We start from the raw sequence: 21,734 nt of genomic DNA, 5'->3' as shown, positions 1-21,734 counted from the left end.
CAGCCAACCCGGAAATCGAGCATGTCCACCCTGAATATCAACCGCCTGAACTGGACTGCGCCACAGGGCCAGGGCCAACACTGGCAGCTTGAAGGCATCGACCTGCACATCGGGCAAGGCGAATTCGTCGGGCTGATCGGCCCCAATGGCAGTGGCAAGACCAGTCTGTTGCGCTGCGCCTACCGTTTCAACGAACCGGACAGCGGCTCGCTGCACCTCGACGGGCAGGATATCTGGCAACAGACACCCCGCTGGAGCGCTCAGCGCATGGCCGTGATGATGCAAGAATTTCCTCAGGAGTTCGGCCTGACCGTGCAGGATGTCGTGGCCATGGGGCGTACACCTCATCAGGGCTGGTTCGACGGCGAAAGCGCCGAAGACCTTGCCCTGATCGACAAGACCTTGAATCAGGTGGGCTTGCAAGGGCTCAGCGAACACTCGTTCGTGTCATTGTCGGGCGGCGAAAAACAGCGCGCATTGCTGGCCCGCGCACTGGTGCAACAGCCCGGTCTGCTGATCCTCGACGAGCCCACCAACCATCTTGATCCGCGCTACCAACTGGAGCTGCTGCACTCTTTGCGGCGACTGAAACTCAGCACGCTGGCCAGCTTTCATGACCTCAATCTGGCTGCGGCGTTCTGCGACCGGCTGTATGTCATCGAGCACGGCCAGATCGTTGCCAGTGGCACGCCGACCGAGGTTCTGACCGAACAACGACTGCTGCACGTATTCGGCGTCCACGCACTGGTGGATACCCATCCACTGGCACCTCATCCACGCATTACCTGGATCAGCCCATCATGACCCGAGCCCTGGCCTGCCTGATGCTGCTTGCCGCCCTGCCACTGGCCGCTGCTGCCGATAATTTCCCCCTGACCGTGCAGAGTTGCGGGCGCGAGGTGACGTTCGATCATCCACCACAGCGGGCAGTCAGCCATGACATCAACCTGACCGGCATGCTGCTCGCCCTCGGCCTGCGCCCCCGCATGGTTGGCTACACCGGCATCACCGGCTGGAAAACCCTCGACCCGGCCCTGCGCGAGGCGCTGGACGGTCTGCCCGAGCTGGCAGAGCGTTACCCGTCGGTGGAAAACCTGCTGGATGCCAATGCCGACTTTTTCTTTGCAGGCTGGAGCTACGGCATGCGCGTCGGAGGCCCGGTGACGCCACACACACTGCAACCGTTCGGCATTCCCGTGTATGAACTAAGCGAATCCTGTTCGCGGATCATGACTCAGCGCGAAGCCAGCCTGGAGGATCTGTACCGCGACCTGCATAACCTGGGGCGAATCTTCGATGTCCAGCAACGCGCCGATGCCGTAGTCGAGGGCCTGCAACAACGGGTCGCGCAGACAACGGCCCGACTGGGACAGGTCCGGCAACGCCCGCGAGTGTTCCTGTATGACAGTGGCGAAGACAGGCCCGCGACCTCAGGAAAACTGGGGATGCCACACGCCTTGATCGAAACGGCTGGCGGGCAGAACGTCATGGACGATATCGCCGCCAGCTGGACTCAGGTCAGTTGGGAAAGCGTGGTGGAGCGCAACCCGCAGGTGATCGTGATCGTCGATTATGGGCCGACCTCCTGGCAGCACAAGCGCGACTTCCTTTTACAGAACGCAGCCTTGAGCAGTGTCGAAGCCATCCGTCAGAAACGATTCGTGGTACTGCCCTATGTCGCCGTGACGCCTTCGGTCGATAACGCTGAAGCCATCGAAAAACTGGCCGCTGCGCTGCATCCCGAACGGTTCGACGGAGCCCGGCAGTGAAGCCTGTACGCAGCGTGGCCGGTTATCGCTGGCTGATCGGCACCCTGTTCGTTCTGCTGGCGCTGTCGTGCCTGATATCACTGGGCTTCGGTCCGGCGCGAGTGCCCTTGGCCAAGGTACTGGGCATTGTTTTGCAACAGGTCGGCTTCGATGCCGTGGTGGACTGGAGCAAGGGCCAGGCACAGATCATCTGGCTGATCCGCGCCCCCCGGGTATTGCTCGGTGCGCTGGTGGGCGCGGGGCTGGCACTGGTCGGTACGGCACTCCAGGCGGTGACCCGCAATCCGCTGGCTGACCCGCACCTGCTGGGCGTCAGTTCCGGCGCTGCTCTTGGGGCAGTGGTCGCGGTGTTGTATCTGGGTGAGTTCATTGGCGTATTCAGCCTGCCGCTGGCCGCCTTCATCGGCGCACTGGGCAGCATGCTGCTGGTCCTGGCCGTCGCCAGCAGGCACGGACGTCTGGAAAGCGAGCGCCTGTTGCTGGCTGGGGTCGCGGTGTCATTCGTACTGATGGCCCTGGTCAATCTGCTGCTCTACACCGGCGATCAGCATGCCGCCAACTCCGTGATGTTCTGGATGCTCGGCGGCCTTGGGCTGGCGCGCTGGGAGTTGCTATGGCTGCCGGTCGCTTGCGTATCGGGTGGTTTCATCGTGCTGCTAAGCCTGAGCCGTGCCCTCAATGCCTTGATGAGTGGCGAACAGACTGCCGTGAGCCTGGGGTTCAATACCCGGCATGTGCGCTGGCAGGTGTTTGTCAGCACTTCGTTGCTGACCGGCGTACTGGTGTCGCTCTCCGGTGCCATCGGTTTCGTCGGCCTGATGTTGCCGCACATGGCGCGTCGTCTGGTCGGAGCCGAGCACCGCAGGCTGCTGCCGGTCAGCGCCCTGCTTGGGGCGCTGTTCATGATCTGGGTGGACGTCGCAGCCCGCACGCTGATTGCGCCACAGGACCTGCCCATCGGCATCGCCACGGCGGCCATTGGCGGTGTGTTTTTCATATTGCTGATACGTCGATAGGGGTTGAGCAAACGCCTTCTCTCCCCTCACCAGATCATGCGTTTCATGCTTCAATAGCCCGGCAGCAGAGAACAGGCAGCTACCTCTGTTCAGATTTACTGAACAGAGGTCATGTGGTGTACATGCGGGATTGCCCGCGCAAGGTTGTGACCTTCATGAATACACGATTCGTTGAAACCTTCATCCTGTTGGCCCATGTGGGCAGTGTTCGTCAGGTTGCAAAGCAGATGCACACCACACCGGGTGCTATCTCCATGCGTGTGCGCAAGCTGGAAGCCGAACTGGGTATTGTGCTCTTCAACTGGGACCACAAGACCCTTCAGATAACGCCTCAAGGCGCCAGCCTGCTGCCTCATGCCGAGCGTCTGGTGGAAGCCACACAGGCCTTTCAACGTGCGGCCAGCTCTCCAGCGAAAGAACAAGGCCGAATCCGGATTGCGGTAATCGAGACAGTCGTTCACACATTTCTACCGGACTTCATGAAACTCATGAGCCGGACAATGCCCGATGTCACCATAGACCTGTCCGTTGAACTGACTTCAAACTCGAAAGAGCAGTTGATGCGACGTGAAGTCGACCTGATCATCCGGGTCATCGCCGATGACGGCGACAATCCGTTTGCGATTACCAAACCGATTGCAGAGCTGCCCATTCATTGGGTTGCACGCCCACGTGCTGTGCCGACACGGGATATGGTGCGTAAAGTGCTGAGCAAGCAAATGCTGACGCAGATGCGAGGCTCGGCCCCCTATGAGTCCGCCGTTACCATCGCGCAACAGTTGGCATCGGAGCACGGGGTATTGGCCAGTGAACTGCGCATATCCGGTTCCCCTTCCCTGGCAGCGCTGGTATCGCTGGTGAAAGAAGGTGTAGGCGTGGCGATCATGCCGGGCATTCTGGTCAAGAACAGCCTGCAACATGGCGAACTGCAAGAACTCCCGCTGCCCAGCCCGCCCTCGTTCAAGATCGCGACATCCCATATGAAAAATGCGCCTGCGCTGGTATCAGGGGTCGCAGACATCGTGCACAAGGTCTGCCGCACGTACTGTAAACGCCAGGGGGAACACTGGATCATCAGTCACGGCTAAATCACCTGTTCAGTTAAATTGAACAGGCATGGCGATTATTGTTGGATAGACACTGCCTGCAAGCTGTTCAAAGAATGACTCCCCTACTTCGTAATGCTGGAGCCTTCACGATGAGCACGCCCTGGACCAACCCCGCCGAGTTTCGCGCAGCCGTCAGAGCTGGCCTTCATACTGGCCCCACCGCAGACGTCTGCCCTGGCTACACCCAGGGAAACCTGGCCATTCTGCCTCGTGAATACGCAGACGAGTTCTTGCGATTCGCCTGCCTCAACCCGAAGTCCTGCCCGATTATCGGCATGACCGAACCGGGAGACAGCCGGGTTCCTGAACTGGGCGGCGTGGATTTGATGGCCGACGTCCCGGCTTATTGCGTATTCCGCGACGGTGAACAGGTTGATGAAGTGTCGGATCTCAAAGGGCTGTGGAACGATGATCTGGTAGGTTTTGTCATTGGCTGCTCCTTCTCCTTTGAAGGCGCGCTTCTAGATGCAGGCGTACCGATTCGCCACATCGAACAGGGCTCCAATGTCCCGATGTACGTTTCCAATATTGCCAATGGCAAGGCAGGACGTTTCGGCGGGACCACCGTGGTCAGCATGCGTCCGATGACTCCGGCACAGGCCATCCGGGCGGTGCAGGTCACTTCCCGCTTCCCGAGTGTCCATGGAGCGCCTGTTCACTTGGGTGACCCGTCCCAGATCGGCATCCGCGATGTCGATTCGCCCGACTTCGGCGAACGCTCGATTATCCGCCCAGGCGAAATCCCGGTGTTCTGGGCCTGCGGCGTAACCCCCCAACAAGCGATCCGCAGCGCACGCCCCTCATTCGCCATCACCCACAAACCTGGGCATATGGTGGTGACCGATATTCTCAATAGTCATCTTGCGGTGTTTTAAGAATGACGTACTTGCAGGAGGCAGCTTGCTGGCGATAGGGCCTGTTGCAGTTTGACAACACCGCAGTAGTAGCGAATTCATTCGCGAAGGGCCAGCACATCCGACAGAGATATGTCGTTTGATATGCCGTTTTCGCGAATAAATTCGCTTGTGCCAGCTTTAGAGGATATCCAGCGGATAAGTCACAATCACCCGATGCTCATCGCTGTCACGCTGGGAGGCGACTTCGCTGCGCAGCGAGGCATGTCGCAACTGGACGCCTAGCTTCTTCAGCGGGCCGGATTGCACCACGTAGCCCAGGGTCAGGTTGCGTTCCCATTCTTTCTGGTCGCCATTGGCCGTGCGAATGTTCGAGCCGCTTTCGTACATGCCCATGAAAGTCAGGCCCGGAACGCCCACCTGAGCGAAGTCGTAGCCATAGCGAACCTGCCAGGTGCTTTCGCCGGCACGCTGGAATTTGCCGATCATGGATTCGGTCATGAAGTACGCCGTAGAGCCATCGCCCTGGTTGAGCCATACAGCATCGCTGTCGCCGCTGACCTGCTGGAAACCGGCCGCAATGGTGTGGCCGCTGACCAGATAGGTGAACAGCGCGCTGGACAGGCGGCTGTCTACCTTGCCTTTCACCACACCGCCGCCGTAATAGCCGTTGGTGTAGAACGCCGGATCATTGCCATTGGCGCCATCGGACTTGTTATCGAAATAGCGCAGGTCGGAACGCAAGGTGCCCGGCCCGACAGCAATATCGTATTTCACACCCAGGAAGTTCTGTTTGTAGAAGTCTTCCAGATGGCCGTAGTAATACTGCAAGGTCAGGTCTTTAGTGACTTTGTAATCGACACCACCGTAATAGAACTTGTTGACGAACTCGCCAGTACGGGCGTTGTTCGCGCCAGGAATGGACATGCCCATCTGGTTGCTCGACCCGCGCCCTTTTACATGTTCCAGCTGGCCCAATGTAAAGGTGAAGTTATCGATATCCCTGGACTGAACCTGGCCACCATTGAAAGTCTGTTGCAACATGCGATCGGTGGACATCACTACCGGCAACATCGGCACCAGCGTGCCGTAACGGAACTCGGTCTTGGAAACCAGTGCCTTGGCGGTCAGGCCAACACTGCCGAATTCATCGACGGCACGACCATCGCCGTCGGTAGGGAACACGTTACCGTTGAACGCTGAACTGGTCGGGTTGTAATGACGGCCCTTGCCGGAGTCCAGACGAAAACCGGCCATGCCCAATGCGTCGACACCAAACCCTACAAGCCCCTGGGTATAACCGGAACGAAAATCGAGAATGAAACCTTGCCCCCACTCCTGGGTGTAGTTCGGGTTGTCCGCCCCGCTGCGGTTATCGGCATTACTGAAGAAGTTACGGGCCAGCACACTGGCCTTGCTGTCCTCTACAAAACCGGCACTGAATGCCTGTTGGGCCATGACCATACCGCAAATACCAGCCACCAGACGGGGCGAGCGATTGATAAGCTCCATCGAAATATCCTTTGCTGTAAGTAAGTGGTGTAAGCAGTCAGGAGTAGGCAGTTAAGTTTTATTGTTTTGAGGAGCAACGAGAGTCGGCGCGGTGACTAACTTGACCGCGGGCAAGCGATACAGAACCAGTAATGCAATTACCCCAAGGCCTGCGCACATCAGCAGCCCGATCCCCACCGAGCGTGCCAATGCCTCACGGGCCAGTTCCAGCAGGTGCCAGGCTTCGCCCGAATCATCAGAAGTCGATGTCAGCAACACTTGTGGATTGATATAACGGGCAATCGAACTTTCCTGGCCAGCCGCCAGAAACGCACGGTTCAGATGAGTGACATACAGCAAGTTGACCAACACCCCCATGACCGCAGTGCCCAGCAGGCCGCCGACCAGTCGCAGTGACTGGATCAGGGCCGTGGCAATGCCCAGGAACTGCCGCTCGGCCAGGGTTTGTGTGAACACGGTCAGGTTGAGCAGGATGAACCCAAGCCCTACTCCGGCCAGCAGGATCAGCATCAGCAAGGTATTGAACGATGCACTGCGCCCCGCCAGCGCCAGGCCGGTACAGGCCAGCAACAAGGCAAGAAAACCGGCCAGCGGCAGCAGGTTCGGATTGCTCAAGCGGGTCACGATGCGGCTGTTGACGATGGCACCCAGGGTGATGCTCAAGGCCAGTGGTGTAATCAGCAGGCCGGCGTCTTTCGGGGAGTAGCCGTAACTGCCTTGCAGCAGCAGCGGCAGATAGAACAGCAGGCTGAACATGATCGCCCCGGCCAGCACCGACAGTAGAAACAGGGTGCGCATGCTCGATACGGCGAACATTGCCGGTGGCAACAGCGCCGACGTGCAGCGCCGCTCCCAGAACCAGAGCGTCGCCCCGCAAAGCAGGCAGATCAAGGCCAGGGACGCGCTAAGCAAGGTACTCGAATGCCCCATCCATTCAACGCCCAATTGCAGGCTGCCCAGTGCGACCGCAATCAACAAAGCGCCGAACCAGTCCAGGCGAATGCCCTGGGTCTGCACGGGCCGGTAATACGGCAGGTAACGCCAGGCGAAGAACAGCGCGATACACCCCAGCGGCAGATTGAGATAGAACACCGAACGCCAGCCATAAGCCTCCGTCAGCAAACCACCCAGACCGGGACCGATGGCGTTGACCACACTGAACAGCGCGCTGAGCATCATCTGCCAGCGCAGCCGCTGCCGGGTATCCGGGAACAGCTCAGGAATACAGGCGAATGCCGTACCGATCAGCATCCCTCCTCCGACACCCTGCAACGCCCGACCAATCACCAGCACCCGCATGTCGGTGGCCATCGCACAGATCAGTGAAGCCAGGGTAAAGACGATGGTCGCGGCAATCACGAAAGGCTTGCGTCCGAAGTAATCGCCCAACCGACCGAACACTGGAATGGTCACGATCGAGGTCAGCAGATAACCGGTGGCGACCCAGGCATAGAGTTCAAAGCCCTGTAGTTCGGCGACGATGCTGGGCAACGCATTGCCGATCACCGTCTGATCGAGCGCCGAGAGCATCAGCACCAGCGAGATGCCGAGCATCGCCAACAGCGCTTGCCTGAAGCTCAAGGCACTTACCTGAGTCGTCATCGATGCGCCTCAGACCAATGCCGCAACGGCAGTGGCGATTCGCGAGCAACCCTGCTCAAGGGTTTCCAGCGCCGTGGCAATGGACATGCGAAAGAACGGTGCCAGACCATAGGCTGTACCGGCAACCACCGCCACGCCCTGGCTTTCCAGCAGGTACATCACCACGTCAGTGTCGGTTTCCAGAAGCTTGCCATCGGGCGCGCGCTTGCCGATCAAGGCCCCGCAGTTCACATAGAGATAGAATGCGCCGTCGGGCTTGAGGCAGCTCAGGCCATCAATGGCATTGATCAGTTCCAGGCAGCGATCACGACGCTGCTGATAGACCTTCACGCTCTCTTTGACGAAAGACTGATCACCGCTCAAAGCCGCCACCGCAGCCGCCTGGCTGACAGAACTGGCATTGCTGGTCGACTGCGACTGCAAGGTGGCCATGGCGTTGATCACATCGGCAGGCCCGGCCGCATAGCCAATCCGCCAGCCGGTCATGGCGTAGGTCTTGGAGACACCATTGATGACCAGCACCCGGTCACGCAACTGGGGCTCGACGCACAGGATGTGCGCGTTATCCGCCCCCTCGAAACGAATGTGCTCATAGATGTCGTCGGTCATCAGCAGCACATCGGGGAACTCCAGCAGCACGTCGGCCAGCGCGCGCAGTTCCTGGGCGCTGTAGCTGGCCCCGGTCGGATTGCTCGGTGAGTTGAGCAGCAACCAGCGGGTACGCTCGGTGATCGCGCCACGCAGTTGTTCGGCGGTGAGTTTGAAGCCGTTTTCTTCCGGGCAGGCCAGGGTCACCGGCTCACCTTCACAGGCCAGCACCATATCCGGGTAGGACACCCAGTAAGGCGCAGGAATCAATACCTCATCGCCTGCGCCAAGGGTCGCGGCGAAGGCATTGAAGATGGCACTCTTGGCTCCGCTGGTCACCACGATCTGCGAAGCCGGGTAATCCAGACTGTTTTCCCTGGCGAGTTTGGCGGCAATGGCCTGACGCAGCTCCAGTGTGCCGACGTTCGCCGTGTAGCGGGTTTCACCCCGTTCAATGGCAGCGCTGGCAGCCTCACGGATGTGTCTGGGGGTATCGAAGTCGGGCTCGCCGACGACCAGATTGATGATCGACTTGCCCTGGCGACGCAGCTCATTGGCACGGTCGGAAGCCGCGCTGCTTGGCGAAGGTTTGATGCGTTGCACGCGGGCGGCGATGCGGGAGGCGTTCAAGGTCGTAATCCTCGGAGGTGACATTCGAGGCTCTACGTTACGAGTCGGAATCGTTGAGCGGATAAGACCGTTTCGTTCTGGTTTGATAGGAAGTCCTTATGACCGCTTGCAGACCGGCAACGCACCAAAATGAAACAGCCTCGGGACTGTTGCGCCTCACGCAGGCAGAACCGGCTGCTGATCAGCACGCCATAGCAAAGGCTTATAGATAGCGTCCAGCCTGCTGCGCGGCATGGCCTGTCTTTTGCTATGACCCATGGGATGTCAGCCCCAGCATGAGTCCGTCTTTTGAATCTCCGTCGTCTGAAATATTTCGTGAAAATCGTCGACATCGGCAGCCTGACACAGGCCGCCGATGTCCTGCACATTGCGCAACCCGCCCTCAGCCAACAGTTGGCAACCCTGGAAGCCGAGCTGCATCAGCAATTGTTGATCCGCACCAAACGCGGCGTGACGCCCACCGAGGCGGGCAAGGTGCTTTACGGTCATGCGCAGCACATTCTGCGGCAGTGCGAGCAGGCCATCAGTGACGTGAACGACACCGGACACGCCTTGTCCGGACAGGTTTCGGTCGGGCTGGCACCGGGCACGGCAGCGTCCACCCTCGCCCTGCCGCTGCTGCGCCGGGTTCGCGAGCGCTATCCGGGGATTCTGCTGTACCTCAATGAAAACTTCGGCACCACCCTCAGCGAACTGATCATGAATGGCCGCATGGACATGGCGGTCTTGTATGGCGGGCGCGAAGTGCATGGCCTGAGCTTCGTCCCCCTGCTGCGGGAAAACCTGTATCTGGTCAGCGCAGACGAACACCTGGGCGAACGTGATGAAATCGCCCTGGCAGAACTGGCAACCATGGACATGCTGCTGCCGCGCCCCTACAACATCATGCGCAAACTGGTCGACGAAGCGTTTCTGAGCATCAGCCTCAGCGCCCGAGTGGTGGCTGAAGTGGAGTCCTCGGCCACCCTGACTGCCGCCGTGGCAGAGCGCTTCGGCTCGACGATTCTTCCCGAGTCGGCCGCCAAGGTGCTGGTGGTCGCCACAGGTGCCCGCATGCTGCGCATTGTCGAACCCGGCATTCAGGCACCGTTGGCGTTGTGCCTGTCCGGTCACCTGCCATTGTCGGTGCCTGCTCAGGCAGTGAAAGCCATCCTCCTGGAGCTGGTGGCAGAACTGCGTAACCAGACCGATCCCGGGTCATAAGCGAGCCTTATCACCCCACAGCCAAACCGTCTTGGCGGTCCTGCGCGGCCCTCGTTAGATTGAAATTCATTCAATACGGCAAGCGGCATAGGTAAAGGCAAGGGTATGGATCAAGAACGTATCAAGGCACTGATCGGGTTGCTGGCAGAGTCCGACCTGATTGAGCTCAGCCTGACGGAAGGTGACAGCACCCTGCGTCTGTTCAAGGAGGCCGCGGGCAATATCGTGCAGGCACCTTCGCTATCCGCCAGGGCGACAATCGGCAAGGCCGCCAGCGTACCGGCACCGGCCATGCAGGCCGTCGCTCCTGCGCCCGCCAAAGGCGAGGTCAAGGCCAGCCTCTATGGCGTCTTGCACCTGACTCCGGCAGTCGGTGAAGCGCCCTTTGTACAGGTCGGCGATAGCGTGGAAGCAGGACAGACTCTGGCGGTCATTGAAGCCATGAAGATGTTCCATCCGCTCAAGGCCAGCCGCTCGGGCATCGTCGAAGCGATCCTCGTGGACGGTGGCACGGAAGTCGAAGCCGGCCAACCCTTGTTCCGTATCGATTGATCCCGACGCACATTTTTCAGGTATCTCGAATGTTCGATAAAGTGCTGATCGCCAACCGTGGCGAAATTGCCCTGCGTATCCAGCGCGCTTGCCGTGGCCTGGGTCTGAAAACCGTCGCGGTCTACTCCGAAGCCGACCGTCATGCGCAGTACGTCACCCAGGCCGATGAAGCGCTGTGCATCGGCCCTGCTGCGCCCACCCAGAGTTATCTGAATCAGACCGCCCTGCTCTTCGCCGCCAAGGTCAGTGGCGCACAGGCCATTCATCCCGGTTATGGCTTTCTGTCGGAAAACGCCGCCTTTGCCGAACGTATCGAAGCCGCCGGCCTGACCTTTATCGGCCCCAGCGCCGAGTGCATTCGCACCATGGGCGACAAGGTTTCTGCCAAGCGGGCCATGCGCGAAGCCGGTGTGCCTTGTGTGCCGGGACCGGACTCAAGCATGCCCAGCGACCCACAAAGCATTCTCGCCGTCGCCCGGGAAATCGGTTATCCGGTGATCGTCAAAGCCGCTGGCGGTGGCGGCGGGCGTGGCATGCGTGTGGTGCAACAGGAACCGGAACTGCTGGAGGCGATTGCCCTGACCCGTGAAGAAGCGCGTCTGGCATTCGGCAATCCCGAACTCTATATCGAGAAGTTTCTCGGCCATCCGCGCCACGTCGAAATTCAGGTGCTGTGCGATGCCTACGGTCATGCCGTGTGGCTCGGCAGCCGCGACTGCTCCTTGCAGCGTCGCCATCAAAAGGTGCTTGAAGAAGCCCCGGCGCCCGGCATCGACCCGCAATTGATTGCCCATGTGGGCGAGCGCTGCGTCAAGGCCTGCCAGCAGATCGGCTATCGCGGCGTCGGCACCTTCGAGTTCCTTTATGAAGACGGCCAGTTCTTCTTCATCGAAATGAACACCCGCTTACAGGTCGAGCATCCCGTCACCGAGATGACCACCGGCATCGATATCGTCCAGCAGCAGTTGCGCATGGCCCGAGGTGAGCGCCTGGCGTTGCGCCAGGCCGATATCGTCGCCCAAGGCCATTCGCTGGAATGCCGGATCAACGCCGAAGACCCGCTCAGTTTCATGCCCACGCCAGGGCAAGTCACCCGCTGGGAAGTGCCGGGCGGTTTTGGCGTCAGGGTGGATTCCCATGTCACCACCGGCTACCGCGTACCGCCCTATTACGACTCCATGGTCGCCAAGGTCATCAGTCACGGCGCCACGCGGGAAGAAGCCATGGCCCGCATGCGCCTGGCCCTCAGCGAGCTTCATGTGGAAGGCATTTCCACCAATATTCCCCTGCACCGGGAAATCCTCGACGACCCGGCATTCTGTGCAGGCGGCGTCGATATTCATCACCTGGAGCACTGGCTGCAACAACGGAGCCCACAATGAGCATCGCGCACACGGACACAGGTCCGACCATCAGCCTGCTGGGCACCACAGCCCTGTTGTTTGAAGCACCGGGCAGCCTCGATCTTGCCCCGCAACAACGCATCTGGGCCATGGCTCGCGTGACCGCACAGTGGCCGGAAATCAGCGAATCGGTGCCGGGCATGAACAACCTGATGCTGACCTTCAGCACCCCGCCACGGCACCTGAATGCCCTGACCGAACGCCTGCTGGAAGCCTGGCAAACCTGCGAGCCGCTGCCGTTGGAAGGCCGCATCATTGAATTGCCGGTGACCTACGGCGGCGAACACGGCCCGCACATGAGCGACGTGATTGCCCATACCGGGCTGGACATCGAAACCATCGCTCATCTGCACAGCGAACCGCTGTATCCGGTCTATGCCTTGGGCAGCCACCCTGGTTACTGCTATCTGGGCGGCATGGACCCACGCATTGCCACGCCACGGCGCAAGGTTCCGGTGCTCAGCATCGGCGCTGGCTCGGTGTCCATCGGCGGCATACAGACCGGCGTTTCCGCCTCTGCCGGCCCCAGCGGCTGGAACACCATCGGCCGTACCGAAATGTCTTTCTTCGACCCCGAGCAATCGCCACCGGCACTCTTGCAGCCGGGCGACCTGCTGCGCTTTCGCATCGAGAGGATCATTCGATGATCGAGATTCTATCCGCCACCGCCCTGGCCACTGTCCAGGATCTGGGCCGCATCGGCAGCCTGGGTTACGGCGTCGGCACATCCGGGGCCATGGACACACTGGCCGTGGCGACCGGCAATATTCTGCTGGGCAATGCCGATGACGCAGCGGCCATCGAGATTCCGGTGTTCCCTTTCGAGGTCCGCCTGCTGGAAGACTGCGCCTTTGCCGTGACCGGCGCAGCCTGTGCCTTGAGCCTGGACGGCGTCGCCTTCCCGCCGAACTGGGTGATGCAGGGCCATAAGGGCCAGACGCTGCTCATCGACCACCCCACGGCAGGTTGCCGCGCCTATCTGTGTCTGGCTGGCGGCGTCGATGTGCCGGTGGTGCTCAACTCGCGAAGCACTCAACTGCGAGGCGAGTTCGGCGGTTTTCAGGGCCGTGCCTTGCAGCAAGGCGACCGTTTGCATGCCTGCTCGCCGGGCATCAGCACACGGGCCACGGATTTCGGTGTACTCAACCCTGCCCATGCCTTGCCGTTGAGCGTGGACGGCGTACCCGCCATGCGCGTTCTGCCTGCGGCGGAATACCAGGCATTCAAGGCGGATTCCCGAGCGTCATTCTGGAGCGACGACTGGAAGATCACATCCCAGAGCAATCGTTATGGCTATCGCCTTGAGGGCACGCCGGTCTTGCCCGAGCACGCCATGGAAGTGCGCTCCCACGGCATCGTACCGGGCGTGATTCAGGTACCTCACGGCGGCCAGCCGATCATCCAGATGCGTGATGCACAGCCCAGTGGCGGCTACCCGAAATTCGGCACGGTGATCGAAGCCGATCTGTGGCGTCTGGGCCAGGCAGCCATCGGCAGCCGGATTCGCTTTATCGAATGCAGTTACGACGAGGCCCTGGATGCCCTTGAGCAGAATCAGGCCTATCTCGCCGAAGTGCGACGTCTTGTGACCCTGCATGACCTGGCCCGACGCTGAGGAAATGAACATGAACATTGAAGAGATTCGTCAACTGGCGGCTGATCTGGCCCATGCAGGTTTGTCGGGCGCAGAGATCGAGAAGCCGGGGTTCAAGCTGAGCCTCAAGCGCGGCGTTGCCCATCAGGCATCCTCCTCGCCTGCTTCGGTCGACATGGCAGAAACCGGATTGAATGCAGACGCCCCCGAAATCAAGTCCAGCGGCATCGGCCACTTGCTGGATGCCCACCCGGACAACGGCATCGTACTGGCACCGCCTGGCAGTGAAGTGCAGGTTGGCCAACTGGTCGCACTGCTGGCCGTCGGCAATCTGATTCTGCCAGTCCGTAGTCAGCACGCAGGCAAGGTTTCCAGCCTGCTGGTGCCCAGCGGCACAACGGTCGGTTACGGCCAGCCGCTGATACGTCTTTCTCCCAATGCCACAGAAGCGGAGCAACCATGAAGATCGACCTGAATGCAGACATGGGCGAAGGCTTCGGCGCCTGGCGCATGGGCGAAGACGAAGCCCTGATGGAGATCATTTCCTCGGCCAACGTCGCCTGTGGTTTTCATGCCGGTGACCCTCTGATCATGGATAACACGGCGCGACTGGCCAAAGCCCGAGGCATCGATCTGGGAGCCCATGTGGGTTTCCCCGACCTGATGGGCTTTGGTCGTCGCCAGATGAACATCGATATCAATGAATTGAGCACTTACGTGACCTACCAACTGGGCGCTCTGGCGGCAATGGCCAGGGTCGCTGGCCATCGCATGACCCACATGAGCTTTCATGGCGCACTGGGCAATATGGTTGCCGCCGATGCGGAGATGGCTACGCACCTGATTCGCAGCGTGGCGGCGTTCGACCCCGGGATCATCATCAGTTCGTCCAGCAGCCGCGCCATCGAAAGCGCCGCCAGCCAGTGCAACCTGCGGGTGGCGACAACCTTCCTCGCCGACCGCGCTTACGACGATGACTGTCTGCTGGTGCGACGCAAGATCGCCAACTCGGTCATCAAAGACCCCGCGACGGTACTGCAACGGGTTCGACAACTGCTGGAAGACAGCACCGTGACCAGCATCACCGGCAAGGTCATCAAGGTCAGCGCCTGCTCGATATTGCTGCACGGCGATACACCCGGCGCGGTTGAGCTGGCGCATACGGTGCGCCATGAAATCGAATCGGCGGGCGGGCAGATCGTGCCGATTTCGCAGCTTGTGGCGTAGCCGTCGCGGCCAAGGCCCCTCCCACATGAGCCGTACAATCCTTGTGTGAGGCTGCAAGAAACGAATCATAAGAGACGCTTATAGCCACACAGCCAATCCGTCTTGGTCGCCGGGGTTTGTGCTGGATAGAGTCGATGCATGAGCAACACACAGCATTCAGAGGTCAACGCAATGCCATTTTCCGATTACAAAACCGCGCTGGTCACGGGCGCATCTTCCGGCATCGGTGCCGCTGTGGTTGAGCGTCTGTGCCAGGAAGGTATCGAAGTTCACGCGCTGGCCCGCAGCGCCGACAAGCTGGCCGATCTTTCAGCACGCACCGGCTGCATCGCACACGCCATCGATGTCACCGATCTGGCCGGGCTGACGGCACTGTTCGGGCAATACAACTTCGACATTCTGGTCAACAACGCCGGCGTCGACCGTCCGGGCTCGATCCTCAAGGCTGACGCCGAGGGCATCGACTTCCTGATCGACGTCAACCTGCGTGCCGTGCTGCATCTGGCACGCCTGGCCTTGCCAGGCATGGTCGAACGCGACAGTGGCCATATCATCAATATCAGCTCGATTGCCGCAGCTTATAACTTTGGCGGCAACTCGACCTACCACGCCACCAAGGCGGCGGTGAGCATGCTTTCTCGCCAGTTGCGCATCGATGCCTTCGGCAAGCGTGTGCGGGTCACCGAGATCTGTCCGGGCCGGGTCGCCACCGACATCTTCGCCCACGTCCATGGCGACTCCGAAGAAACCTACAAGCGCTTCGTCGAAGGTTTCGAGCTACCCGTCGCCGCCGATATCGCCAATGCCATCGCCTTCGCGATTGCCGCGCCGGTGTCCATGAACATCGGCCATATGGAAATCACCCCGACGCTGCAAGTGCCTGGCGGCCTGTCCACTGCACGCCCACAGGACTATCAGGGCTGAAAGCGTCACCCCCGAGAACAGAACGGATCAATCCGTCACATGCTCCCTGGCCGGGCCGGACGCCCGGCATTTTTTCTGCCCCTACCCATGCTGATAGGGATTGACCATGAAGCAAGACTTCGATTTAGCCCCGATCCTGCAAGGCGAATACGCCGAGCTGATCCTCAAGGGCATCGAAATGACGCTGCAACTGGCTTTGTTCGCCTGGTGTCTGGCCATGGCCCTCGCGCTTGTGCTGGTGACCGTGCGTCTGACCGGTAACAAATACGCCAATCGTCTGGTAGCGGCCTATGTCTCCTACCACCGCAACGTGCCGACACTGGTGCAGTTGATGCTCTGGTATTTCGGCATCCCGACCCTGCTGTCCAGCTCCACACAAATCTGGCTGGCAGGTTACAACACCGAATACCTGTTCTCGATCATTGCCCTTGGCCTGTGCCAGGCCGCGTATTTCAGCGAAGACATCCGCAGCGGCCTGCGCGCCATTCCTGCCGGGCAGACCGAGGCTTCTCGGGCGCTGGGCATGGGCTATGTGCGCTCGATGCGTTACGTGATCCTGCCTCAGGGCGTGCGCAACTGCCTGCCATCGCTGATCAACCATACGGTGCTGTTGTTCAAGAACACCAGTCTGGCCATGGCCATCGGCGTCATGGAGCTGACTTACGCAACGCGAGAAGTCGAGAACTACACCTTCCGCACCTTTGAAGCCTTTCTGGTGGCTTCGGTGGTGTACCTGGCCTTTTCGCTGCTGCTGATGGCCCTCGGTGCCCTGCTGGCCAAGCGATTCAACAAAGCTTTGGCGAGGTAAGCGACCATGTTCGATATCTTCACGATTATGCAGCAGAACTGGACGCTGTTCCTGATCGGCCAATACCCCCACGGTCCTTTGGGCGGCCTGGCGAGCACCCTGATCCTGGCGGTTCTGGCGCTGCTGTTCGCCTTCCCCCTCGGCCTGTTGCTGGCACTGGCAAGGACGTCGCCCTGGAAAGCACTGCGCTGGCTCTCGACCGTCTGGGTCTATGTGCTGCGCGGCATTCCGCTGCTGATGGTGATCTTCTGGACCTACTTCCTGGTGCCCTTGATCATCGGCCACAACATCACCGGCTTCACCACCATGCTCTGCACCTTGGTCATCTACCAGAGTGCCTATCTGTGCGAAATCATTCGCGGCAGCATTCAGGCGTTGCCGAACGGCCAGTACGAGGCTTCCCGCGCTCTGGGCATGGGCTACATGCGTACCACGGTCTGGGTGATCCTGCCTCAGGCGCTTTATAACGCGCTGCCCAGCCTGCTCAGCCAGTTCATTTCCATCATCAAGGAAACCTCGCTGGGCTATGTGATCAACGTTCAGGAAATAACCTTCGCCGCCAATCAGGTGAACAACCAGTTACTGACCAAGCCCTTCCAGGTGTTCTTCATTCTGGCGGTCATTTACTACCTGCTGTGCTTTGGCCTGACCCATCTGGCCGACTGGCTGGAACGTCGCATCGCCCGCAAGCGCCAGGGCACCACCGTTGCTGCCGTTACCGACAGCCCTTTGCCTAACCCTATCAATCAAGAGGGCTGACTCATGCGTCCAATGATCATGTTTTCCAACGTCAACAAGTGGTACGGCGAGTACCAGGCCCTGACCAATCTCACCGCCCAGGTGAATACCGGTGAAGTCGTGGTGCTGTGCGGCCCTTCCGGCTCGGGCAAGTCGACGCTGATTCGTACCGTCAACCGCCTGGAAGACATTCAGGAAGGCCAGATCCTGTTCGACGGACAGGACGTGAACGGCACCGACGCCAACGTGAACCGGCTGCGCAGCCGGGTGGGCTTCGTATTCCAGAGCTTCAACCTGTTTCCGCATTTGTCGGTGCTGGACAACATCATCCTGTCGCCCACCAAGACCCTCGGCCTCAAGGGCTCGGCAGCAAAACAGCGGGCGATGCAACTGCTGGAGCGTGTCGGCCTGGCGCACAAGGCCGGCGCCTATCCCGCGCAATTGTCCGGCGGCCAACAGCAGCGCGTGGCGATTGCACGTGCGCTGGCCATGGAGCCACCGGTCATGTTGTTCGACGAACCCACCAGTGCCCTGGACCCGGAAATGGTCGGCGAAGTGTTGAGCGTGATGAAGGGCCTGGCAAAGGACGGCATGACCATGATGTGCGTGACCCACGAAATGAACTTCGCCCGCGAAGTCGCAGACACCATCTGGTTCATGGATGCCGGACAGATTCTGGAAAAAAGCGACCCGGAAAGCTTTTTCAGCCAGCCCCGACACCCGCGCGCGCAGCGTTTCATCGCTGACTTGCGTGCTCATTGATTGGCAAGAACGATTTGTAAGAACTGCCGCTGGACCGATTACTGATTCTTAATCTTCTGGAGTTCCCCATGCGTATCAAGCATCTGTTCGCCGCTGTAGCGTTGAGTCCCTTGGCAGTAACCCTGGCCCATGCCGATCAATTGAGCGACATCATGGCCAGGCAATCCCTGAGCTGCGGCGTGTATGCCGACGTGCCGCCCTTCTCCGCGCCGGACCCGAAAACCCGTGAGCTGGTAGGCATGGACGTCGATCTGTGTACCGCACTGGCGAAAAAACTGGGCGTGAAACTGGAGCTCAAGCCGATGTCGGTGGAAGCACGGATTCCAGAAGTGAAGATGGGCCGCGTCGATGTGCTGTTCGCCAACCTGGCCTACACCCAGACCCGCGCCGATCAGATCCAGTTCAGCGACCCCTACTACATCGCCAAGGAAACACTGGTAGTGCATGCGGTCAATGCTGACAAGGACAAGGCCTTCTTCAAGGGCAAGCGCATCAGCTCCACCAAAGGCTCCACTTCCGAGCAGTCGATCCGTATCGCTGGCGCAGTGCCGGTGACCTTCCAGGACACCGGCTCGGCCTATATGGCCCTGCAACAGAACAAGGTTCTGGGCCTGGTCACCAACACCATGACCGCCATCAAGCTGGTCAACCAGGCCAAGGCCTCAGGGGTGGAGCTGGCAATCGTCAAAGAACCGATGGCGCTGGAGCCGATTGGTGCCGGTATGCGCAAAGGTGAGCCCGCTTTCCTGGCCAAGGTCAACGAATCCCTGAAAGCCATGGACGACGCAGGCGAAATCGACGCCATCTGGGACCGCTGGATAGGCCCGAACACCGAATACAAGATGGTGCGCGAAGACAAGGTACAAAGCCTGAGCAGCCTGAAGTTCGATCCATTGCCTTGATCGACGCATAAGTCCCAAACGCCCTGCTTTTGCAGGGCGTTTCTTTTTCGGGTTCTGTTATGAAACAAGAGCCTGTAGCATCCGGTTGCATGTAAAACCGGAGACAGACAAAGATGGCACATTCGCTTCAATATCAAGTGTCAGACTCCATTCGCGGTATCGAGACCGAAGTCGGCCGACTGCTTGATCTGGTGACCATGCTCAAGGAAGCAGGCAATGAAGACCTGGCCGCAAAAGTCAGCCTGCAGGCACACAGACTGCTTGAGGTGGCTGTGGCGTTGAGGATGGCTTTGGCGGGGTGAGTCATGCGAGGTTAACCACCGCAATAACAGCCAAAAACGCCCTATCGCTGCACACTTCCTCCCCCAGCAATACGCCTTCGACCCGCCAAAACTGCGCGAACAGACCGGCTGATGATTTGTCATCGCGACCCGGAAACCTTTTGTATAAAAATTGACGTAAACATCACTTTGCCATTACTGTTGCGCCTTGCGGCAGCGTCATTGCTTAGCCAACGGATTGAATTACAAGGGAATGTAAAGCATGCAGGCTGCGCTGCTTCGTACGGGCAAAAGTGACGAATTCATCGCTGTAGGCGAAACCGGGCAACCTGTTTACAAAGCAGCCCTACAGTTGATCGCAGCCCTCACCCGCAAAGATCCCTCCCTGGCCAGATTTCTTGCCGTGCCCAAAAGCAACGAGCAAGGCAGCGTGATCGACTGGTACAGCCCGGTCCCCGGCGACGTGGTGCCCTGGAGTTCGGCAAGCGAAGACGAGCGCGACGACGCCAGGGCACAACTGCTCCGATTCAAGGACGCCATCGCAGGCATGAGCAAAGCCTTGGTTCAGGCCGCCAACAAGGATGAGCAAAGAGACCAGATCATCTTTGGAAAATTGCTGGGGCTGATTCCTCATGCACCTGCCGAAGACTACCTGTATCTGGTCCAGACAACTCGCACTGATACCAACGGCGTTAACGAACCCTGCATACAGCCGGTGCTGACTTTCTGGGGTTTCGTACAGAGCGAAGCCGACCGGTATCATGACCCGCTATATTTTCTGGCCCAGAGTCCAATCGTCCCAGACATCTCCTCCTCACCAAGTCCGGCATCTGCTGCAGATGTGACGAAACCGCAGATTACAACCACATCCGTTACATCTGGCCAGCCTAATCCATTGCTTCGTACGGGCAAAAGTGACGAACTCATAGCAATGGGTGAAACCGGGCAGGCGGTATACAAATCTGCCTTGCAGCTCATTTCAGCACTCGCCCGTAAAGATCCCTCCCTGGCCAGATTCCTTGCCGTGCCAAAAAGCAACGAACAGGGCAGTGTGATCGACTGGTATAGCCCGGTTCCAGGCGATGTGGTGCCCTGGAGTTCGGCCAGCGAAGACGAGCGCGACGCCGCACGGGCCCAACTGTCCCGTTTCAAGGAAAACATCGCCGCGATGAGTCAGGCGCTTGTGCAGGCGGGTAAAAAGGACGGGCAAAGCGACCAGGCCATCTTTGGCAAACTGCTGGGACTGGTTTCGCATGCACCAGACGAAAGCTATGTGTATCTGGTCAAGACAACACGCACCAATGCCAGCGGCGATAACGAGTCCTACATGCAGCCGGTGCTGACTTTCTGGGGTTTCGTAAAAACCGAAACTGATCGTAACCGTGAGCCACTGTACTTTTTGACACAACAGCGAAAGGTTTATGTTCCATCACCCGAGTCGACACCTTCTGTAAACCCAGCCACACCCCAGATGACAGCCACTCCTGTTGTGCTGCGCCCTTGGTGGCGTCGCTTCTGGTGGTTATGGCCACTGCTGCTCTTGTTGCTGGCCTTGCTGTTATTCGGCCTGCTTCGCGGTTGCTTGCCAACGGCTACGTTGCCTATCGGCGGCCTTTCAGTACCGCCTGCAGGTATCGCCACAAACACCATCAGTGCAAGTAGCCAGCCAGTAGAGGGCATGGCGCTCAATGGTTCGACACTGTCAGCCAGCAGGGGCACTGTCAGCCCCACTCAGCCTCAGACACAGACGACAGAACCAGCAGCGATAGCGCCTGGGCCGACAGCACAGTCTCAAGTCAGCGAAACCGCTGCAACCGAATCCGAAGCCGCACCTGAACAGCCAGCAGAACAACCGACAGCCGAAGCCCAGACACCGCAATCCGGAACGCCTGGCGAACCCTTAAGCATTCCGCAGGACACAGGCGAAGGCCCGGCCTCCTTCCTCAACGGCAACTACCGTGCAGGTGCAGGCATTATGGATGCCAAGACTTCCAGACCCTTGCGCCTCCAGTATGCCTTCGAGAAAGGCAAGGGCAACGTCACTATCCGCCGTCCTGACGGCGTGTCCTGCACAGGTGCGGTCGATGCCGCCATGAATGGCGGAAGCCTGGGCATCAACAGTCAGGATCAGGCCAACTGCACCGACGGCAGTCGCTATGACATGCCACAAGTGTCCTGCAAACCGGGTGCCCAAAGCATCGCGGATTGCCAGGGCAACTACGGCAACACTCAATTCCCCATGTCCATGCGGCGCGAATAA

General features: G+C 59.6%; 22 protein-coding genes and 1 pseudogene. 20 read left to right on the top strand and 3 right to left on the bottom strand.

Features of this window, described 5'->3' with window-relative positions; genetic code table 11:
- Nucleotides 1-21 precede the first annotated feature (21 nt).
- The 5 genes from CKW23_RS02915 to CKW23_RS02895 all read left to right on the top strand — a co-directional run bounded on the left by CKW23_RS02915 (nt 22) and on the right by CKW23_RS02895 (nt 4,769).
- Nucleotides 22-804 carry an ABC transporter ATP-binding protein gene (locus CKW23_RS02915; protein ID WP_025260409.1) on the top strand — a complete coding sequence of 261 codons (783 nt, stop codon included), beginning with the start codon at nt 22-24 and terminating at the stop codon, nt 802-804.
- The gene (locus tag CKW23_RS02910) at nt 801-1,769 is read left to right on the top strand and encodes an ABC transporter substrate-binding protein (RefSeq protein WP_095066997.1); all 969 of its coding nucleotides are present in this window, start codon (nt 801-803) and stop codon (nt 1,767-1,769) included. The genes CKW23_RS02915 and CKW23_RS02910 overlap by 4 nt, the downstream gene beginning before the upstream one ends.
- Before the next feature lie 14 nt (nt 1,770-1,783).
- Nucleotides 1,784-2,785, top strand: a complete 1,002-nt coding sequence (locus CKW23_RS02905; RefSeq protein ID WP_025260411.1) for an iron ABC transporter permease — start codon at nt 1,784-1,786, stop codon at nt 2,783-2,785.
- Nucleotides 2,786-2,940: 155 nt separating this feature from the next.
- Nucleotides 2,941-3,873, top strand: a complete 933-nt coding sequence (locus tag CKW23_RS02900; RefSeq protein WP_025260412.1) for a LysR family transcriptional regulator — start codon at nt 2,941-2,943, stop codon at nt 3,871-3,873.
- 110 nt (nt 3,874-3,983) lie between these two features.
- Complete coding sequence (locus tag CKW23_RS02895) at nt 3,984-4,769, top strand: putative hydro-lyase (RefSeq protein WP_025260413.1); 786 nt, start codon at nt 3,984-3,986, stop codon at nt 4,767-4,769.
- 159 nt (nt 4,770-4,928) lie between these two features.
- On the opposite strand, the gene CKW23_RS02890 is transcribed toward CKW23_RS02895, so the two are convergent.
- The 3 genes from CKW23_RS02890 to CKW23_RS02880 are packed head-to-tail and all read right to left on the bottom strand — an operon-like array spanning nt 4,929 to nt 9,080.
- Nucleotides 4,929-6,260: an OprD family porin gene (locus CKW23_RS02890; RefSeq protein ID WP_025260414.1), complete on the bottom strand. Its 1,332-nt coding sequence runs from the start codon at nt 6,258-6,260 to the stop codon at nt 4,929-4,931.
- A gap of 51 nt (nt 6,261-6,311) precedes the next feature.
- Nucleotides 6,312-7,862 carry an MFS transporter gene (locus tag CKW23_RS02885; protein WP_025260415.1) on the bottom strand — a complete coding sequence of 517 codons (1,551 nt, stop codon included), beginning with the start codon at nt 7,860-7,862 and terminating at the stop codon, nt 6,312-6,314.
- A 9-nt stretch (nt 7,863-7,871) separates the two neighbouring features.
- Nucleotides 7,872-9,080, bottom strand: coding sequence for an aspartate transaminase (locus CKW23_RS02880; RefSeq protein WP_025260416.1), 1,209 nt, complete (start codon nt 9,078-9,080; stop codon nt 7,872-7,874).
- Between the two features lie 288 nt (nt 9,081-9,368).
- Between CKW23_RS02880 and nac the strand changes: the two genes are divergently transcribed.
- From nac to CKW23_RS02805, 15 genes and pseudogenes are all read left to right on the top strand, one after another.
- Nucleotides 9,369-10,283 carry a nitrogen assimilation transcriptional regulator NAC gene (gene nac / locus CKW23_RS02875; RefSeq protein WP_025260417.1) on the top strand — a complete coding sequence of 305 codons (915 nt, stop codon included), beginning with the start codon at nt 9,369-9,371 and terminating at the stop codon, nt 10,281-10,283.
- Nucleotides 10,284-10,388: 105 nt separating this feature from the next.
- Nucleotides 10,389-10,835 (top strand): acetyl-CoA carboxylase biotin carboxyl carrier protein subunit, encoded by a 447-nt coding sequence (locus CKW23_RS02870; protein ID WP_095066996.1) that lies wholly within the window; start codon nt 10,389-10,391, stop codon nt 10,833-10,835.
- Nucleotides 10,836-10,864: 29 nt separating this feature from the next.
- Nucleotides 10,865-12,217: an acetyl-CoA carboxylase biotin carboxylase subunit gene (gene accC / locus CKW23_RS02865; protein ID WP_095066995.1), complete on the top strand. Its 1,353-nt coding sequence runs from the start codon at nt 10,865-10,867 to the stop codon at nt 12,215-12,217.
- Nucleotides 12,214-12,885, top strand: a complete 672-nt coding sequence (gene pxpB, locus CKW23_RS02860; RefSeq protein ID WP_095066994.1) for a 5-oxoprolinase subunit PxpB — start codon at nt 12,214-12,216, stop codon at nt 12,883-12,885. Before accC ends, pxpB begins: the two co-directional genes overlap by 4 nt.
- Nucleotides 12,882-13,853, top strand: a complete 972-nt coding sequence (locus CKW23_RS02855; RefSeq protein WP_095066993.1) for a biotin-dependent carboxyltransferase family protein — start codon at nt 12,882-12,884, stop codon at nt 13,851-13,853. The genes pxpB and CKW23_RS02855 overlap by 4 nt, the downstream gene beginning before the upstream one ends.
- 10 nt (nt 13,854-13,863) lie before the next feature.
- Entirely contained in the window at nt 13,864-14,295 is a 432-nt protein-coding gene (locus CKW23_RS02850) for an acetyl-CoA carboxylase biotin carboxyl carrier protein subunit (RefSeq protein WP_095067018.1), read from the top strand.
- On the top strand, nt 14,292-15,059 hold the full coding sequence (locus tag CKW23_RS02845; protein ID WP_095066992.1) for a LamB/YcsF family protein: 768 nt from the start codon (nt 14,292-14,294) through the stop codon (nt 15,057-15,059). Before CKW23_RS02850 ends, CKW23_RS02845 begins: the two co-directional genes overlap by 4 nt.
- Before the next feature lie 171 nt (nt 15,060-15,230).
- Complete coding sequence (locus CKW23_RS02840) at nt 15,231-15,983, top strand: SDR family oxidoreductase (protein WP_095067017.1); 753 nt, start codon at nt 15,231-15,233, stop codon at nt 15,981-15,983.
- A 106-nt stretch (nt 15,984-16,089) separates the two neighbouring features.
- Complete coding sequence (locus tag CKW23_RS02835) at nt 16,090-16,791, top strand: amino acid ABC transporter permease (RefSeq protein WP_095066991.1); 702 nt, start codon at nt 16,090-16,092, stop codon at nt 16,789-16,791.
- A gap of 6 nt (nt 16,792-16,797) precedes the next feature.
- On the top strand, nt 16,798-17,550 hold the full coding sequence (locus CKW23_RS02830; protein ID WP_095066990.1) for an amino acid ABC transporter permease: 753 nt from the start codon (nt 16,798-16,800) through the stop codon (nt 17,548-17,550).
- A 12-nt stretch (nt 17,551-17,562) separates the two neighbouring features.
- Nucleotides 17,563-18,291, top strand: coding sequence for an amino acid ABC transporter ATP-binding protein (locus CKW23_RS02825; protein ID WP_177434620.1), 729 nt, complete (start codon nt 17,563-17,565; stop codon nt 18,289-18,291).
- Nucleotides 18,292-18,359: 68 nt separating this feature from the next.
- Complete coding sequence (locus CKW23_RS02820; protein WP_095066988.1) at nt 18,360-19,193, top strand: ABC transporter substrate-binding protein; 834 nt, start codon at nt 18,360-18,362, stop codon at nt 19,191-19,193.
- Between the two features lie 113 nt (nt 19,194-19,306).
- The gene (locus CKW23_RS02815; protein ID WP_025260429.1) at nt 19,307-19,495 is read left to right on the top strand and encodes a hypothetical protein; all 189 of its coding nucleotides are present in this window, start codon (nt 19,307-19,309) and stop codon (nt 19,493-19,495) included.
- A 241-nt stretch (nt 19,496-19,736) separates the two neighbouring features.
- Nucleotides 19,737-20,327, top strand: a pseudogene (locus tag CKW23_RS27125) (SrfA family protein); the annotation flags it as partial.
- A gap of 78 nt (nt 20,328-20,405) precedes the next feature.
- Entirely contained in the window at nt 20,406-21,734 is a 1,329-nt protein-coding gene (locus tag CKW23_RS02805) for an SrfA family protein (protein ID WP_051427784.1), read from the top strand.

Source organism: Pseudomonas sp. Irchel 3A18 (genome assembly GCF_900187465.1).
GTDB lineage: Bacteria > Pseudomonadota > Gammaproteobacteria > Pseudomonadales > Pseudomonadaceae > Aquipseudomonas > Aquipseudomonas cichorii.
The sequence above is the reverse complement of the archived record's forward strand: the minus strand, read 5'-3'. Positions and strand labels throughout refer to the sequence as shown.